The sequence below is a fragment of the Acidisoma silvae genome (genome assembly GCF_020618775.1).
Taxonomy (GTDB): domain Bacteria; phylum Pseudomonadota; class Alphaproteobacteria; order Acetobacterales; family Acetobacteraceae; genus Acidisoma; species Acidisoma silvae.
In genome coordinates, this window is the sequence record NZ_JAESVB010000003.1 from 431,744 (window position 1) to 446,637 (window position 14,894).

Here is a 14,894-nt window from a genome sequence, read left to right on the forward strand (position 1 = left end):
GTCAGTTGGTGGCCGACTGCACGCGCAGCTGGCGGGCACGGGCAAGAACCTTGTCCTCGACCTGCTCGTTGGTGCCGGGGGAGACTTCGGCATCCGTCCACTGGCCGCCCTGCATGACCTGCTTGAACACCGTCACGCGGACGCCATCGGCGCGCAGATCCTGACCCAGGATATAGGCGGTTGCCTTGTAGCGCTCGCCATTGTCACCCGGCGGCTGATACCAGTCGGTGATGATAACGCCACCGAAGGGGTCTGCCGAGGAGAGAGGCATGAAGGACAGCGTGTCGAGCGCGCCGCGCCACAGATAGGCGTTGACGCCGATCCCGGCCGTGGCGCCGCCGCTGCCGCCATTGGCATGGGGGTTCTTGTTGATGCCGAAGGCGAGACCGTCTGCACCCAGCAGGCCGCCGCCGTTCTTGAAGCCGGCGCCGCTGACTTCGTCGCCGTTCAGGACCAGCGGATCGACCGGCGTCGACGGCGCATTTCCGCAAGCCGTCAAAGCGAGGACGCCGGCGAGGGCGGCGGCGGCGAAGCCCCTGCTGAGGAAAGTGGAAGTCCGTATCGTCAATTCCATTGAGCCTGCCCGGAGAAATTGCCCGCAGGGATGCGGGGGCTTTGTCTCTACTGCCCGTGGCCAGTCCTGCCAAGCTTCAAGCAGCGATAGCCCATAAAGAAAGGCGGCGGGACTGGGTCCCGCCGCCTTCAATCATTGCAACCAGATTTTTCAGATTACCACTGGATCTGGGTGCCGACGCCAAAGAGCTGAGACTGGACGCGGTTGTTGTCCGTGCCGGCATCGCCGGCCGCGAAGTCGTAACCGCCCTGGTAACGCCAGCCATAGTCATAGTCGAGGAAGAGGTTGACGCCCGGAACCAGCGTGTAAGTGCCACCAAGCGCGAGGCCGTTATTGACCTGCTGGCCGGCGCTGAGACCGTAACCGCCGGAGCCGTTCGACACGAGATCACCCGTCGTCTGGAAGCGGAAGACGCTACCACCGACCGTCAGCGGGCCAGCCGTATATTGCAGGCCGAACAGGGTGCCGATGGCTGCATTGCCGCCATCGGGCTCCAGCTGGAAGGAATAGCCGGAGACCTGGTTATAGGCGCCGTAGACGACGTTGCCGCCGACAGTGAAGCCCGCAACCGTCGCGGTCGCACCACCGGAGAAGATGCTCAGGTTCTTATAGCCGACGGTCGGCACCGAGCTGGTGGAGGCGACCTGGCCGGCGTTGAGGTAGTCGGCGCCGATCTGGATGCCGACGGGGCCGAAGGTCTGCGTGTACTGGCCGCCGACGTCGATCAGGTTCTTCGGCTGGCCGCCCTGAATCGTGTTCGGGGTCGAGACCACGGCCGGGCTGTAGTTTTCAGCATTGTGGTTCGGCTCGAAGCCGACCGCGAACTGGAAGCCCGCGAAGGTCGGCGACAGATAGACGATCTTGTTGGTTTCCTGGCTCAGGCCACCGTTATCGACGAAGGGATAAACGACCTGGGCATTGCCCGGGATGATCGCCGGAAGATCGCCCCACCAGCCGCCGTCGTTGAAGCCTTCGAAGGTGCCGGTCTCAAACAGAACGACCGGGCCGTTTTCCTGGCCGAAGCTGACCTGACCGAGCTGGGGCAGGCCGAGATAGCCGTAGGCCTGATGCACGAACAGGGTTTCGGCACCGGCCGAAGCGCCGCCGTTGATGCGGAGTTCGGCGGCGGCACCGTAATGCAGGCCGTTCGCCGCGACGCCATCGAAGCCCGGGAAGAGGCGGAGATAACCGAGGAAGCTGGTGGTCGAAGTCTTGACGCCTGTGCTGGTATTGTTGTCGAGCGTCGAGCCTTCGACGCCGGCATACCAGTTGACGCGGCCGTTCAGGCGGACCGTCACGGAGCCGGGAGCGGCAGTCTGAGCCTGGGCGACAGCCGCCAGACCCAAGGATGCGCCCATCGTGGCGACAGTCGCTAGTAGGAGCTTACGCATTAGTTCCTCCTGGTTAATGCCGGATGACCGGCCTGCAAAACACTCGCCCCTACCTGGATCCACGAGATGCCCATTCGGACTGCCTCGCCTCGGAAGTAGCGCGGCGAATATTGATCATCCGTGCCACGAAACCGCAACGGTCTGAGAGGATAAGCATGACATTTACGAAACACTGTGACTTAAAAAGCACAAATTTGCACATTTGATGTGGCCAGTAAGTTTCGCAAACGGAAAAGGGCGACCAGCAATGCCGGCCGCCCTTCGTGGTTAAGTCTCTGAAATGACAGGGTTAGTTGCGGCCGGCCGACGCGTGCCGGCGGCGCGCGCCAGGAGGGCGATGACCAGCAGTCTCAGCCGCGTGCGTTAGGCGTCAGCCAATAAAAAAGGCGACCGGCATCTCTGCCGGCCGCCTTCCTAAGGCATCAAAGCCTGTAGCGCTGGGTGTTACCAGTAGAGCCAGGTGCCGATCGCGAAGACCTGGGCCTGCACCTTGTTGTTCGCGGAGCCAGCGGCGCCGGTCACGAAGTTGTAGCCACCCTGCCAGCGGGTGCCATACAGGTAGGAGGCGAAGAGCTTCACGCCCGGAACCAGGACATAGGTCGCGCCAGCGGACAGACCGGTTTCGTCGCGCTGACCTTCGGTCTTCGGCGAGGACCAGTCACCCTGGCTCTTGTAGTTGAAGTAGCTCGCGCCGACCGTCAGCGGGCCCGTGGTGTAGAGGCCGCCGGCGAGCCAGCCGACAGCGTTGGCGCCGCCAGCGTAGTTCGGCTCGAACTGGCCGTTCATGTTGCCGAACTTGGTGTTGCCGCCGACCATGAAGCCACCATAGGTCAGGACCGCACCGGCGCTGCCGACGCTCAGGCCCTGGTAGGGAAGGGTCGACTTAGCCGTACCCGTGTAGGAAACCGCGCCGGCATTCATGTAGCCGCCGTCGACCGTCAGGCCGAGGCCGCCAAACTTCGCCTTGTAGGTGGTGCCGACTTCAAACGTGTTGCGACGCAGGTCGGTGGCCGTCGAGGAGGAGACCACGGCCGGGCCGTAGTTCTCGGCGGTCTGGTTCGGCTCGAAGCTGGCGGAGAAGCTCAGGCCGCTGAAGGACGGCGTGATGTAGTCGATCTTGTCCGTGGTGCGGGTGCTGTTGCTCCAGGTCCAGGCATAGATCGGGCGCTCGTTGGCATTGACGAAGAAGTTCTGAATGTCACCGTTCCAGCCGCCGTCATCGAAGGCTTCCTTGCCGCTTTCGAAGCGACCGGCGTCGTTCAGGTAGAGCGCGCCTTCCTGCTGACCGAAGCGGACGAGACCGAGCTGCGGCAGGCCGAGGTAACCGAAGTCGCGCAGCACATACAGCGTCTCAGCGGAAGCGCTGGTGCCGGTGTTTTCGCGGATTTCAGCCTGAGCACCGTATTGCAGGCCGTTGGCGGCAACGCCGTCGAAGCCCGGATACAGGCGGAAATAGCCGCCCATGTTGTCGCCGGAATACTTGGTGCCGCTGACGCTCTGGCCGCTGAAGCCGCTCACGCCGAAGAACTGCGACACGCGGCCATCGAGACGGACGACGATGGAGCCGGGGGAAATGGACTTGGTGAAGTCAGGGCTGGAAACCTGGGCCTGGGCAGCGCCCGCGAGACCGAGAGCGGCCGTCAGCGTCGCGGCGCCGGCCAGAAGAAATTGTCGCATCGAAGAGATATCCTCCGGTTGAAAGACCGCGGCCCTGGCAGGACCGCGGGTTGGCCAACAAGCAAATCGGCCGAAACCACGACCAACAAATTTGTCACAGTGGTGTGTGCGCTATCTGCCACAGGGGCGGGTTGGCTGGGTGTTAAGGTTCCGAGACAACGGAAGGGGTTCGTTGCGAAGCTGTGCTTGACCCTGGGCGTGGGTTGCGCAGAGTCTGGCGCCATGCCCGAAGACCAGTCCGACTGTCCCGCCGATCCGATGTTGCCCGCGATCGCCGGCGCGCTGGCGCGCGTGCGCGGGGAGCTTGACCTCGCGGCAAAGGCGGCCGGCCGTGATCCTGGCGCGGTCAGCCTGGTCGCGGTGTCGAAATTTCACCCCGAGGCCGCCGTGCGCGCCGCCATGGCGGCGGGCCAGCGGGTGTTCGGCGAGAACCGCGTCCAGGAGGCCTTGGGGAAATTCGCCTTGCTGCGGCAAGAGCCGACGCCGTTCCGTCTGCATATCATCGGCGGTCTACAGACCAATAAGGCACGTGACGCCGTGCGCATCGCCGATGTCATCGAAACCCTGGACCGCCCGAAGCTGGCGGACGCCATAGCTGATGCGTCCGAGCGGGAAGGGCGCCTGCCGGACCTGCTCGTTCAGGTCAATGTCGGCGACGAGGCGCAGAAGGGCGGCGTCGCCATGGCCGAGGCCGATGCCTTTATCGAGTCGGTTCATGCCCGATTCGGAACGAGATTGCGGGGTTTGATGTGCATTCCCCCGGCGGAGACTGACCCCAAGCCTCATTTCCTCTGGTTGCAGGCCTGCGCCGCGCGCCATGGGCTGGCGGAATTGTCGATGGGCATGTCCGGTGATTTCACGGATGCCATAGCCTGCGGCGCGACCGAAGTGCGCGTCGGCACCGCGATTTTCGGCCACCGCCCGCCAGCAGGAACGGCCGATGTCCCGACGCCGTCTCTCTGACAAGGAACGGAGCGAATGGCTGAATTTTGCCCAGGCCATCGGCACGAAGCCGTTGCGTCCGGCTCAGGCCAGGGCGATGGAGGAAGCGCGCGCGGCGGTCGCCAAGCCGCCTGACGCACCAGCGCCTTCTGTTCCGACCCCATCGGCTTCCGCCATAATAAAAACGGCCGGACGACCGGCCGCGACCTGGAAAATCCCGGAAATCGAAGTCGGCAAGCTGGCCGGCGGCCTGGACGGCGCGTCCTGGACCCGGTTGCGGCGCGGCCAGATGCGGCCCGAGCGCGTGCTTGATCTGCATGGCCGCACGGTGCAGTTGGCCTTTGCCGCCTTCGAGCGGTTCGTTCTCTCGGCGCGGGCCGATGGTCTGCGCTGCGTCGAGATCGTCACCGGCCGGGGCGCGGGTGAAGGCGGCGTGTTGCGGCGGGAATTGCCGCATTGGCTCAACCTGCCGCATATCAGGAACAGCATTCTGGCGGCGGCGCATCCGCATCGCGCCAACACCGGCGCTGTCGTGCTGTTGCTGCGGCGAACCCGTTGACCCCCTTTGGCGCCCGGCTGCGCGCGCTGCGCGCCGATCGCCAGGTGACGCTGGCACAGTTGGCGGCGCAGTTGCAGGTCACGCCCGCCTATCTCTCAGCGCTGGAACATGGCCGCCGAGGCCGCCCGAGCGCGGGCCTCGTGCATCAGGTCTGCGAGTTTTTCGGGCTGATCTGGGATGACGCGGAAGAACTGGCGCGGCTCGCCAAGCTCTCGCATCCGCGCGTAACGGTGAATACGGCCGGATTGCTGCCCGAGCAGACGGCTTTGGCCAACCGGCTGGCGCAGACTATTCACACGCTGTCGCCGGAGACAGTCGCGGCCATGCATGCGTTGCTGGATGCGACTGCGCCCCTGCCCAAACCACGGCTGCGCCGCCGCGCGAATTCCCGCCTATAGGCGGGCGAGTTCGGCGCAGACATCGCCCATCAGCGGGCGCGCTTGCGGCCTGGGGTGCTGGCAGCGCTCGGCGAGACTTTGCAAAGCCTGGAAACCCTCAGGGCAGCGGCCAGCGACTTCTTCCGCCAGAATGCCCCAGGCGCGTGTTTCGATGCGCTGCAAGGCGGCCGCATCGGCACCTCGTGGATAGAAACCGGCGGCGCCGAGATCGCTCAGCACGGCCGCGCCCCGCGCCCCGTCCCACAGGATATTATGGGCGTAGAGATCGCCATGGATCAGGCCTTTGGCGTGCAGATGCTGCGTGGCCTCGGCAATGCCCCGCACCAGCCGCAGTGCGGTTGCCCGGTCGAGCTGCATGCCGGGGTCATAGACGTCGCGCGAACAGGTCTCGAAACTCGGCGGACCGGCCAGGGGCCGCCATCCATCGGGCAGCAGCGGCATGACCAGACCTTCGACGCCATCGGGGTGCTCGCTCACGGCGCCGAGCGGGGATGTCAGGTTGGGATGCTGGCCGATGGCGAGCATCGCCGCCATCTCGTCCATGGCCGCGCCGTCACTGGTCATGCGGCCCTTGAAAAGTTTCACGGCCACCGCGCGCTGTTCGTCCTGCCAGGTCATCCGATGAACGATGCCTGATGCGCCCTGGCCCAGAACCGCCTCGCTGGTGAGGCCGGACCAGGAAATCAGGCGATGCGTGGCGCGCGGCGGGGGCGGCGGATTGAACGGGTTGCCCGCCATCGCCAGCCAGGCCAGGCGCGGCAAGGATGTGACGCAGCCGGGCCAGGTCGTGAAGGCATTGGCGGATATCCGCAAAAGCTCGAGATTGTCTGCGGCTTGCAGGCTGCCCGGCAGGGCGCTCAGCCGGTTTCCCGAGAGCAGCAGCTTTTGCAGGTTCCGGCGTTCACCCAAAGCATCGGGCAGCGTTGCGATCGCATTATCGGTCAGGGTCAGCCACCGCAGTCCAGGTGGCAGCGATTCGCCCGGAACCTGCGTGATGCCCGCATTGCGGCAGCCGATCTGGCTCAGGCTGGGACAGTTGCCCAGCGCTGGGGGCAGCACGGCGAAACGATTGCCGGAGCCGAAAAAGGTACGCAGCCGATGCAGGCGGCCAAAGTCAGCGGGGAGGGATGTGAGCCGGTTGCCCGCAAGGTCGAGCATTTCCAGCGTATCGGCGAGACCGAAGATCTCATCCGGAAATTCCGTCAGATCCTCATTGATCTGCAGAACCCGCGCACCGGCCAAATCGCCGCGGCGGAGCGCCGACAGGCTCATGGCCGCGTCGTGCGGCGGTCGTCACTTCTATCGAAGTCAGTCGATCTGCGGTCCAGCATGACATTGGCCTTAGCGGAGCCGAAGCCGCCAGCGCAAGTCGCGCAGGAACCGGTAGCACAGCGCGGGCTCCTGCCTGACCGGCCCTTGTCAGGACCAGCCAGGACGCGAGGAGCGTGACGCGTTTAGCGGCGGTAGGTGCCGGTGGCGATCGCCGGGATGTCGAGACGGCTGAAGCCGAGCTCGGCGAGTTCGTCATCGGAATAGGTCATCAGCTCGCGGGTAATGCGGCGGCGCTCGGCCACCACGGCCTTGTAGGCGACGTAGCGGGCGCGGACGGACTGGACGCCATCAGCCAGGAAACGCGCGACGCTACGGTTCTGGGATTGGGCGAGAGTGGTCACGGTGATGCTCCTCAGCATTTGTTCTGAGAAGCAACATATGCGCAACCGCATGCCCGTGCCATTGCGCAATGCAGCAAACAGGCATGCAGTTCCGTCACATATTCGTTATAGCGACTAATGTCTTCTCGGTCGCTAGGATTTACTTGTCACAAGCCATTGAAAAGATTGGTGGAAAGATACCGTTCGGCCGAGGATGCCGCGATGGCAACGATGCGCTTGCCCTTGTTTGCAGGCTCACGGGCGAGCTGGATCGCGGCCGTGAGCGTGGCGCCTGAGGAAATGCCGATCGGGATGCCTTCCAGCCGGGCGCAAAGACGGGCGGTTTTCATGGCGTCACGCTCGGAGATCGGCATGACCCGGTCGATCAGGCCCATATCCAGGATCGACGGACAGAAGCCGGGGCCGATGCCCTGAATTTCATGCGGTCCGGGATCATCGCCCGACAGCACCGCGCTCTCGGCCGGTTCCACGGCCACGGCCTGAAAGCCGGGGCGGCGCGGTTTCAGCGCGCGCGCGACGCCGGTGATGGTGCCCCCGGTGCCGGCGCCGGCCACCAGAATGTCAATCTCGCCTCCGGTATCGGTCCATAGCTCCTCGGCCGTGGTCGCCGCATGGACTTCGGGATTGGCGGGATTGTCGAACTGCCGCGCCATCCAGGCATCCTGCGAATCGGCAATGATCGCGTCGGCCCGGGCGATGGCGCCGGCCATGCCGCCGCGCGCGGGCGTCAATTCAACCGTCGCGCCCAGCAGTCGCAGCATCTTCTGGCGCTCGATGGAGGCCGAGTCCGGCATGACGACCGTCAGGCGATAGCCTTTGGCGGCTGCGACGAAAGCCAGTGCGATACCGGTATTGCCCGAGGTCGGTTCGACGATATGGCCCTGGCCGGGAATGAGCAGGCCTTCCCGCTCGGCCTGTTCCACCATGGCGAGGCCGATGCGATCCTTCACCGAACCCAACGGGTTGAGGAATTCAAGCTTGAGCATGATTTCGGCATTGAGGCGCTCATGCTCGATGAAGCGCGCGAGGCGCACCAGCGGCGTGCCGCCGATCGCGTCCAGAATGCTGCTGAAAACGCGCCCGCGCGGCTCGGCCATCGGATGATGGGTTGGCGCGGTGGTCTGGGATGCACGTTTTTCAGAAGAAATTTTCGTCCGCTTCGATGAAGCCTCTACTTTGGTTGCCCTCATCAGCTTATATAACCCTTGGTAGAAGTGAATTTATCTGGCCCGCGAGTCGGATGGGGATATAGCCCATGCTAATGCGTCGTGAACGTGCCTATACCGCCGTCGCAGTAATGCTGGATATAGGGTGGTATGCCGGTCGGCAGCGTCTGGAAAGTGCCGGTGACATCGCCGACAGACTTTCCATGGCCCGGCGCGGCATCGAGCCGGTTTTGCAGGGCCTGGCCCGTGCCGGTTTGCTTGACAGCACGCGTGGCCCCAAGGGCGGTTATCGCCTGGGTAAAAGCGCCCGGCAGATCACGCTGGACGAAATCGTCGATGCCGTGACCGGCGACGGCAGCGACCAGGGCGAGACCGAAGCGGGCGGGGAATTGCAAAGCAGCGTCGTCGAGCCGCTGTGGACCGAACTTGAGCGGCATGTGCAGACGCATCTGAAAAGCGTCACCCTGGAAGCGCTGATTCAGCGCGCCCAGGCGCAAGGTCTTAAGCGGCCCGCGCACGCGCCGATCGTCTTCGCGATCTGACCAAACTGCCGTTCACCGCTGCCCGGCCAGGGCGGTGGTGACGGCGGTCCAGCCGAGCAGCGCACAGGATATGCGGGACGGCGTGCCGTGCAGCGGCGCGAAGGGCGTCATTGCGGCGATTGGACTGCCGGCCGGGATCGTCCGCCCGCTGCGCAGCGCATCTTCAAACCCTGTCGTGGCCTGATTGACGGCCATCGCGTCCATGCCGGGCAGGATCTCAGCCATCAGGTCGGTCGCCGCGATGCAGATGGCACAGGCGCGCGCCTGATAGCCCAGCGCCGTGATTGTTCCCTCTGCGCCGATATCCAGCTGCACTGAAACACGATCACCGCACAGGAGATTGCGCGCTTCCGCCTCAACGGTCGCGGCTTCCAGGCGCCGCTGATGCCTTGGCCGGCGGGCGCGATCCATGATGACCGCCTGATAGATCTCCTCGGCGGATGTCGCGGTCGGGGCAGCTTGCGTCAAACGGTGGCGCCCAGCTGCCAGGGGGCGAATTCGTCATCGCCGAAGCCGATTTCCTCGCTCTTGGTGCGCTCGCCCGAAGCGATCCGCAGGATCGTCTCGAAGATACGCTGGCCGCATTCCTCCACCGTCTCGACGCCATCGGCGATAGTGCCGCAATTGATATCCATGTCGTCCGGCTGGCGGTCATAGAGCGGCGTATTGGTGGCGAGCTTGAGCGAGGGGGTCGGCTTGCAGCCGAAGACCGACCCGCGCCCGGTGGTGAAGCACAGCACGTTGCAGCCGCCGGCAATTTGCCCGGTGGCCGAAACCGGGTCGAAGCCAGGCCCGTCCATGATCACGAGCCCCTTTTCGGTTACCGGTTCGGCATAGCCCACCACATCGACCAGATTGGTGGTGCCCGCCTTGGCGACGGCGCCCAGCGACTTTTCGACGATATTGGTCAGGCCGCCGGCCTTGTTGCCGGGGGAGGGGTTATTGTCGATCTCGCCGCCGTTGCGACGCGTGTAATCCTCCCACCAGGACAGCCGGTCGAGCAGCTTCTGGCCGATGGCGGGGCTGACGGCGCGGCGCGTCAGCAGATGTTCGGCACCATAGATTTCGGTGGTTTCGGTCAGCACGACCGTGCCGCCGTGACGGACGATGAGGTCGGACGCATAGCCCAGCGCCGGATTGGCGGTGAGGCCCGAAAAACTATCCGATCCGCCGCATTGCAGGGCGACATTGAGATGCGAGGCTGGCACGGTGACGCGCGTCACCGCATTGGCTTCGGGCAGCAGTTCGCAGACCTTGGCAATGCCGGCCTCAACCGTCTTGCGGGCGCCCCCGGTCTCCTGAATGACCATGGTGGCCATCTTGGTGCCGGTCTGGATGCCCCGGCTTTGCATGATCGGGCCGATCTGATTGGTTTCGCAACCCAGGCCGATAATCAGCACGGCAGCGAAGTTCACATGTTCCGCATAGCCCGCGATGGTGCGGCGGAGCGTATCCATGCCGTCTCCGGCGATGGCCATGCCGCAGCCGGTCTTGTGGGTCAGCGCCACGACGCCGTCGATATTGGGGTAATCGGCCAGCAGCCCCTGGTCGCCGGTGAAGGGGTTGCGGCGGAAGGCTTCCGCGACATAGCGCGCCGTGCCGGCCGAGCAGTTCACCGAGGTCAAGATGCCGATGTAGTTGCGGGTCGCGACACGGCCGTCAGCGCGAACGATGCCCTGAAAGGTCGCCTGCGGCTGAATATAGTCGGTCGGCTTCGCATCGACGCCGAAAGCATGGTCGCGGGCGAACGCATGGATTTCGCAGTTATGGACGTGGATATGGTCGCCTGCCGCGATATCCGTCTTGGCGAAACCGATAACCTGACCGTAGCGTAGAATAGGCTCGCCCTGGGGGATCGCCTTCAGCGCCATCTTGTGGCCACGGGGAATGCGCTGTCCGGCCGTCACGCCCCGATCCGGCAGCACGGTGCCCTGCGGGATTTCGACGCGCGCAATGGCGACATTGTCGAGCAGATTGAGATGCATGGTGGACGAAAGCGTGTTCAGCATGGTCGGGCCCCCCAGTCCCTTTGCGGGACCGATCCTTTTATTTTCTGCGCTATTCTTGCGCCTTCATTTTGGCAGGCGCTACCCACAATGCGCAGTCCGAGCATGGCAAAATGCGAATGGTCGGACGATCAGGGCGAGCTGCCGGGCGCCCGTCCGAGTACAGCACCGGTATAGTTTTCGATGACCTGAGAGATGGGTTGCCCGTCCGGCGTTGTCAGCAGGCCGACATTGCGCAGCACATGGTCGGGGATCGCGAAACTGCCGCCGGACGGATCTGCGGCCGGATACCAAAGTTTTTCACTGCTGATGGTCTGGCGCCGGAAATGCAGGCTGCGCACGGCGAGGCCGAAAGGCGTGTCGGTATGGTCCAGCAGCCCGTTCATGGCCGGCGTCAGCCGATCCGGCAGGTACCAATTATCGGCGTCCGACAGCACAAGGTCGCCGCAGAAGAGCTGAACCCGGCGATAGCCGACGGCTTCCCCAGGGGCCAGCCGTAGATTGTGGCGGACGCTTTCAGGCGGATCCTTGGGCGGGCCTTCGACCCGCTGAGCGACGATTTTAGGGACAGGGGCCAGATGGTAGTCGGCGCACCAGCGTGTCAGCACCAAAGTCGCGCTGGGCTCCTGCCGCAGTGCCTGCTGCAGGCGGTCGAGGCGATGGTCGGCCTCGACCCTATTGGCCTGCGTGGCAGGCCAGGTCAGAGAGAGATCAGCGAAGGCCATGGCGGGCGACAGGCAAAGACCGAAAACGATCAAGCCGGCGCGCCACGGCCCGCACCTCATGCTTCGCCGGCGACGAATTTCTCCAGCCAGTGGATCGTGTAATCGCCCGACTGGAAGGTGGGATCGTCCAGAATGCGCCGGTGCAGCGGCAGAGTGGTCTTCACGCCGATGACCGCGAATTCGTCGATGGCGCGGCGCATGCGCGCAATGGCCTGCGCGCGGTCCGGGGCATGAACGATCAGCTTGGCGATCATCGAATCGTAGAAGGGCGGCACCTTGTAGCCGCCGTAAAGCGCGCTATCCACACGCACGCCGAGACCGCCCGGGGCGTGGAAGGTGGTGATCAGGCCCGGATTGGGAATGAAGGTTTCCGGGTCTTCCGCGTTGACGCGCACTTCGATGGCATGGCCCGAGAAGGTCACCGTCGACTGGTCGTAGCCCAGGGGCTCACCGGCCGCGATGCGGATCTGCTCGCGCACCAGATCGACATTGCAGACGAGTTCCGTCACCGGATGCTCGACCTGCAGGCGCGTGTTCATTTCGATGAAGGCAAACTGCTCGTCCTGATACAGGAATTCCAGCGTGCCCGCATTGCGGTAGCCGAGCTGGCTGAGCGCCTTGGTCACCGTTTCCCCAAGCGCGTCGCGCTGTGCGGCGTTCAGTGCGGGCGAGCCTGCTTCCTCCAGCACCTTCTGATGGCGACGCTGCAGGGAGCAGTCGCGCTCGCCGAAATGCACGACATTGCCGTAGGAATCGGCCATCACCTGCATTTCGATATGCCGGGGCTTATCGAGATACTTTTCCATATAGACGGCATCATTGCCGAAAGCGGCCTTGGCTTCGGTACGTGCCACCTGCCAGGCTTCGGCCAATTCGCCGGCGTGATGCGCCACCTTCATGCCGCGACCGCCGCCGCCGGCGGCGGCCTTGATCAGCACGGGATATTGGATGCGCTCGGCGACTTCGGCGGCTTCCGCAAGATTGGCCAGCGCGCCATCGGACCCCGGCACCAGCGGCACGCCCAAACGACGCATGGCGTCCTTGGCCGCGATCTTGTCGCCCATCATGGTGATGTGCTGCGAGGTCGGGCCGATGAAGGCGATGCCATGGGCTTCGACGATTTCCGCGAAGCTCGCATTCTCACTGAGGAAGCCGTAGCCGGGATGGATCGCGTCCGCGCCGGTAATGGCGGCGGCCGAGAGGATAGCCGGGATATTCAGGTAGCTGTCGCGGGCGGCGGGCGGCCCGATGCAGACGCTCTCATCCGCGAGCCGGACATGCATGGCATCCGCATCCGCCGTGGAATGCACGGCGACGGAGGCAATGCCCATTTCGCGGCAGGCGCGCTGAACGCGCAGCGCGATTTCGCCGCGATTCGCAATGAGGATTTTTTTGAACATCTGGGATCAGTCCAGAATCAACAGGACTTCGCCGAACTCTACCGGGGCCCCGCTGCCGATGATGATCTGGGACACGGTGCCGCCGCGCGGCGCCTTGATCTGATTGAAGGTCTTCATCGCCTCGATCAGAAGCAGGGTCTGGCCCGCTTCGACGCGCTGGCCGACGGAGACGAAATTCGGGCTTTCCGGATCGGGCGACAGATAGGCGACGCCGACCATCGGGCTGGTGACCGCGCCTGGATGGCTGGCATCGAGCGCCGGTGCGGCGACGGGAACGGCGGCGACCGGCGCGGCCGCCGCCGGTGCGGCCGCGGCCGGCTGCGCCGGAACATAGCTGACGGGAGCTGCCGCGCGCGCGATGCGGATGCGGCGGTCCTTTTCCGAGATTTCGATCTCGCTCAGGCCGGTTTCGTCGAGAATGGCCGCGAGTTCGCGAATATCCTCAGGATCAAAAGACATCCGGTTCATAGGCCGCCCTCCAGAATCCGTGCCATCGCGGTCAAACCCAGGGCGTAGCCATGTGTTCCGAAACCGCACAGCACACCCGTTGCTATTTTGGAAATGTAAGAGTGATGCCGGAATTGCTCACGGCGATGGATATTAGAAATGTGAACTTCGACGACCGGCAGTTCAGCCGACAGCAGTGCGTCCATCAGCGAGATCGAAGTATGGCTCAGTCCCGCCGGGTTGATGACGATGCCGCTGGCGCGGCCGCGACATTCCTGCACCCAGGAAATCAGCTCGCCCTCGCTGTTCGTCTGCCGAAAATCAATGGCAAGGCCCAGCCCTTCCGCCGTTTCGGCGCAGAGCTGCTCGACATCATCCAGCGTCGCCGAGCCATAGACTTCGGGCTGGCGCAGGCCGAGCATATTGAGATTGGGGCCGTTCAGAACGGCGATGAGCGGTAGTGTCATGGAACGGGGGCTAGCATAGGCCAGAGGCGGGGCCAAGCCTAACCCCGATCCCGGCGGCCGATGTCATAGCGTGCTGCCATGAAATCAGATGACCTCGCAGGTTTCTTCAAACATCAGCCGGGTGTTGCGCCCGGTTTTGGCGGGTTCGGCATAGCCGAGGCTGAGCAGGAAATTGGACCGCCAGCCGCGTCCGTCCAGGAACAGCGCATCGACGCGGGCATTGTCGAAGCCTGACATCGGCCAGCAGTCCAGGCCCAGCAGGCGGGCCGCCATGATGAGATAGCCGCCTTGCAGGCTGCCGTTGCGCATGGCGGTTTCCTGCGAAAAATCGTCGTTCCACGCAAACCAGGGACGAGCATCGGCTTGCGGGTAGAGCCGCGTCAGAAAATCATAGAAGGACGGGTCGAAGGCGACGATGACCGTGACCGGCGCGGTCATGACCGCTTCCACATTGGCTGGCGTCAGCGCGGTGCGCAGGCGTTCCTTCGCTCCCGGGCTGCGGACGAAGACCAGCCGCAGAGGCGAGGTATTGGCCGAGGTCGGGCCGAGCTTCACCAGGTCATACAGATGCCGGTAGGTCTCTTCGTCGATCGCGCGGTCGGTCCAGGCGCTTGGCGTGCGGGCGTCCAGGAAGGCGCGCGCCAGTTCCGGGCTTTCCAGATCATAGGGGAAGGTTTTCGGCTCGGCCGGCGCGGCGATGACCTCCGGCACGCTGTCTTCAACGGCGACGGCTGCCGCTTCGCCGGGGATGGCAATGTCTTCCGCGATCAGCCGGTCAGCCAGCGACGCGTCATGGGCGGGCGCTGCCACGCTCGCCGGCGCATGGGCCGGCACCGCATCTTCGGCCGTCAGCTTGTCGTTCGTCTCAGTCACGTCCGTCATTCGCCCGATCCCCAAACCTAAAGCGGCGGGAACTGATAGCACGCG

At 64.5% G+C, this 14,894-nt stretch carries 17 protein-coding genes; 4 read left to right on the forward strand and 13 right to left on the reverse strand.

Annotated elements, in window-relative coordinates; all coding sequences use genetic code 11:
• Window position 1 precedes the first annotated feature (1 nt).
• The 3 genes from ASILVAE211_RS10030 to ASILVAE211_RS10040 all read right to left on the reverse strand — a co-directional run bounded on the left by ASILVAE211_RS10030 (window position 2) and on the right by ASILVAE211_RS10040 (window position 3,642).
• A complete protein-coding gene (locus ASILVAE211_RS10030) occupies window positions 2-574 on the reverse strand; it encodes a DUF3576 domain-containing protein (RefSeq protein ID WP_227321158.1) in 573 nt (190 codons plus the stop codon).
• Between the two features lie 155 nt (window positions 575-729).
• Window positions 730-1,965, reverse strand: a complete 1,236-nt coding sequence (locus ASILVAE211_RS10035) for a porin family protein (RefSeq protein ID WP_227321159.1) — start codon at window positions 1,963-1,965, stop codon at window positions 730-732.
• A gap of 444 nt (window positions 1,966-2,409) precedes the next feature.
• Entirely contained in the window at window positions 2,410-3,642 is a 1,233-nt protein-coding gene (locus ASILVAE211_RS10040) for a porin (protein ID WP_227321160.1), read from the reverse strand.
• 222 nt (window positions 3,643-3,864) lie between these two features.
• On the opposite strand from ASILVAE211_RS10040, the gene ASILVAE211_RS10045 reads away from it, so the two are divergent.
• Genes ASILVAE211_RS10045 through ASILVAE211_RS10055 form a run of 3 tightly spaced genes read left to right on the forward strand, consistent with a single transcriptional unit; the run spans window position 3,865 to window position 5,541 of the window.
• Window positions 3,865-4,605, forward strand: a complete 741-nt coding sequence (locus ASILVAE211_RS10045; RefSeq protein ID WP_406566041.1) for a YggS family pyridoxal phosphate-dependent enzyme — start codon at window positions 3,865-3,867, stop codon at window positions 4,603-4,605.
• Window positions 4,583-5,143, forward strand: coding sequence for a Smr/MutS family protein (locus ASILVAE211_RS10050; protein WP_227321161.1), 561 nt, complete (start codon window positions 4,583-4,585; stop codon window positions 5,141-5,143). The genes ASILVAE211_RS10045 and ASILVAE211_RS10050 overlap by 23 nt, the downstream gene beginning before the upstream one ends.
• A complete protein-coding gene (locus ASILVAE211_RS10055) occupies window positions 5,140-5,541 on the forward strand; it encodes a helix-turn-helix domain-containing protein (protein ID WP_227321162.1) in 402 nt (133 codons plus the stop codon). Before ASILVAE211_RS10050 ends, ASILVAE211_RS10055 begins: the two co-directional genes overlap by 4 nt.
• Here the strand turns inward: ASILVAE211_RS10055 and ASILVAE211_RS10060 are convergent.
• The 3 genes from ASILVAE211_RS10060 to cysK all read right to left on the reverse strand — a co-directional run bounded on the left by ASILVAE211_RS10060 (window position 5,536) and on the right by cysK (window position 8,311).
• Window positions 5,536-6,813 carry a protein kinase gene (locus ASILVAE211_RS10060; protein WP_227321163.1) on the reverse strand — a complete coding sequence of 426 codons (1,278 nt, stop codon included), beginning with the start codon at window positions 6,811-6,813 and terminating at the stop codon, window positions 5,536-5,538. The genes ASILVAE211_RS10055 and ASILVAE211_RS10060 overlap by 6 nt on opposite strands.
• Window positions 6,814-6,995: 182 nt before the next feature.
• The gene (locus ASILVAE211_RS10065; RefSeq protein WP_227321164.1) at window positions 6,996-7,214 is read right to left on the reverse strand and encodes a hypothetical protein; all 219 of its coding nucleotides are present in this window, start codon (window positions 7,212-7,214) and stop codon (window positions 6,996-6,998) included.
• 146 nt (window positions 7,215-7,360) lie between these two features.
• A complete protein-coding gene (gene cysK, locus ASILVAE211_RS10070; protein ID WP_227321165.1) occupies window positions 7,361-8,311 on the reverse strand; it encodes a cysteine synthase A in 951 nt (316 codons plus the stop codon).
• Between the two features lie 158 nt (window positions 8,312-8,469).
• Between cysK and ASILVAE211_RS10075 the strand changes: the two genes are divergently transcribed.
• Window positions 8,470-8,922 (forward strand): RrF2 family transcriptional regulator, encoded by a 453-nt coding sequence (locus tag ASILVAE211_RS10075; RefSeq protein WP_227321166.1) that lies wholly within the window; start codon window positions 8,470-8,472, stop codon window positions 8,920-8,922.
• Window positions 8,923-8,934: 12 nt separating this feature from the next.
• Here ASILVAE211_RS10075 and ASILVAE211_RS10080 read toward each other — a convergent pair whose 3' ends face one another.
• The 7 genes from ASILVAE211_RS10080 to ASILVAE211_RS10110 form a co-directional block, all read right to left on the reverse strand.
• On the reverse strand, window positions 8,935-9,390 hold the full coding sequence (locus ASILVAE211_RS10080; protein ID WP_227321167.1) for an iron-sulfur cluster assembly scaffold protein: 456 nt from the start codon (window positions 9,388-9,390) through the stop codon (window positions 8,935-8,937).
• A complete protein-coding gene (locus ASILVAE211_RS10085; protein ID WP_227321168.1) occupies window positions 9,387-10,931 on the reverse strand; it encodes a UxaA family hydrolase in 1,545 nt (514 codons plus the stop codon). The genes ASILVAE211_RS10080 and ASILVAE211_RS10085 overlap by 4 nt, the downstream gene beginning before the upstream one ends.
• A gap of 128 nt (window positions 10,932-11,059) precedes the next feature.
• A complete protein-coding gene (locus ASILVAE211_RS10090; protein ID WP_227321169.1) occupies window positions 11,060-11,686 on the reverse strand; it encodes a hypothetical protein in 627 nt (208 codons plus the stop codon).
• 23 nt (window positions 11,687-11,709) lie between these two features.
• Window positions 11,710-13,053: an acetyl-CoA carboxylase biotin carboxylase subunit gene (accC, locus tag ASILVAE211_RS10095; protein WP_227321170.1), complete on the reverse strand. Its 1,344-nt coding sequence runs from the start codon at window positions 13,051-13,053 to the stop codon at window positions 11,710-11,712.
• Between the two features lie 6 nt (window positions 13,054-13,059).
• Window positions 13,060-13,521, reverse strand: a complete 462-nt coding sequence (accB, locus tag ASILVAE211_RS10100) for an acetyl-CoA carboxylase biotin carboxyl carrier protein (protein WP_227321171.1) — start codon at window positions 13,519-13,521, stop codon at window positions 13,060-13,062.
• Window positions 13,518-13,967: a type II 3-dehydroquinate dehydratase gene (aroQ, locus tag ASILVAE211_RS10105; RefSeq protein WP_227321172.1), complete on the reverse strand. Its 450-nt coding sequence runs from the start codon at window positions 13,965-13,967 to the stop codon at window positions 13,518-13,520. The genes accB and aroQ overlap by 4 nt, the downstream gene beginning before the upstream one ends.
• 84 nt (window positions 13,968-14,051) lie before the next feature.
• Window positions 14,052-14,627, reverse strand: coding sequence for a malonic semialdehyde reductase (locus ASILVAE211_RS10110; RefSeq protein WP_227321287.1), 576 nt, complete (start codon window positions 14,625-14,627; stop codon window positions 14,052-14,054).
• Window positions 14,628-14,894: the final 267 nt, after the last annotated feature.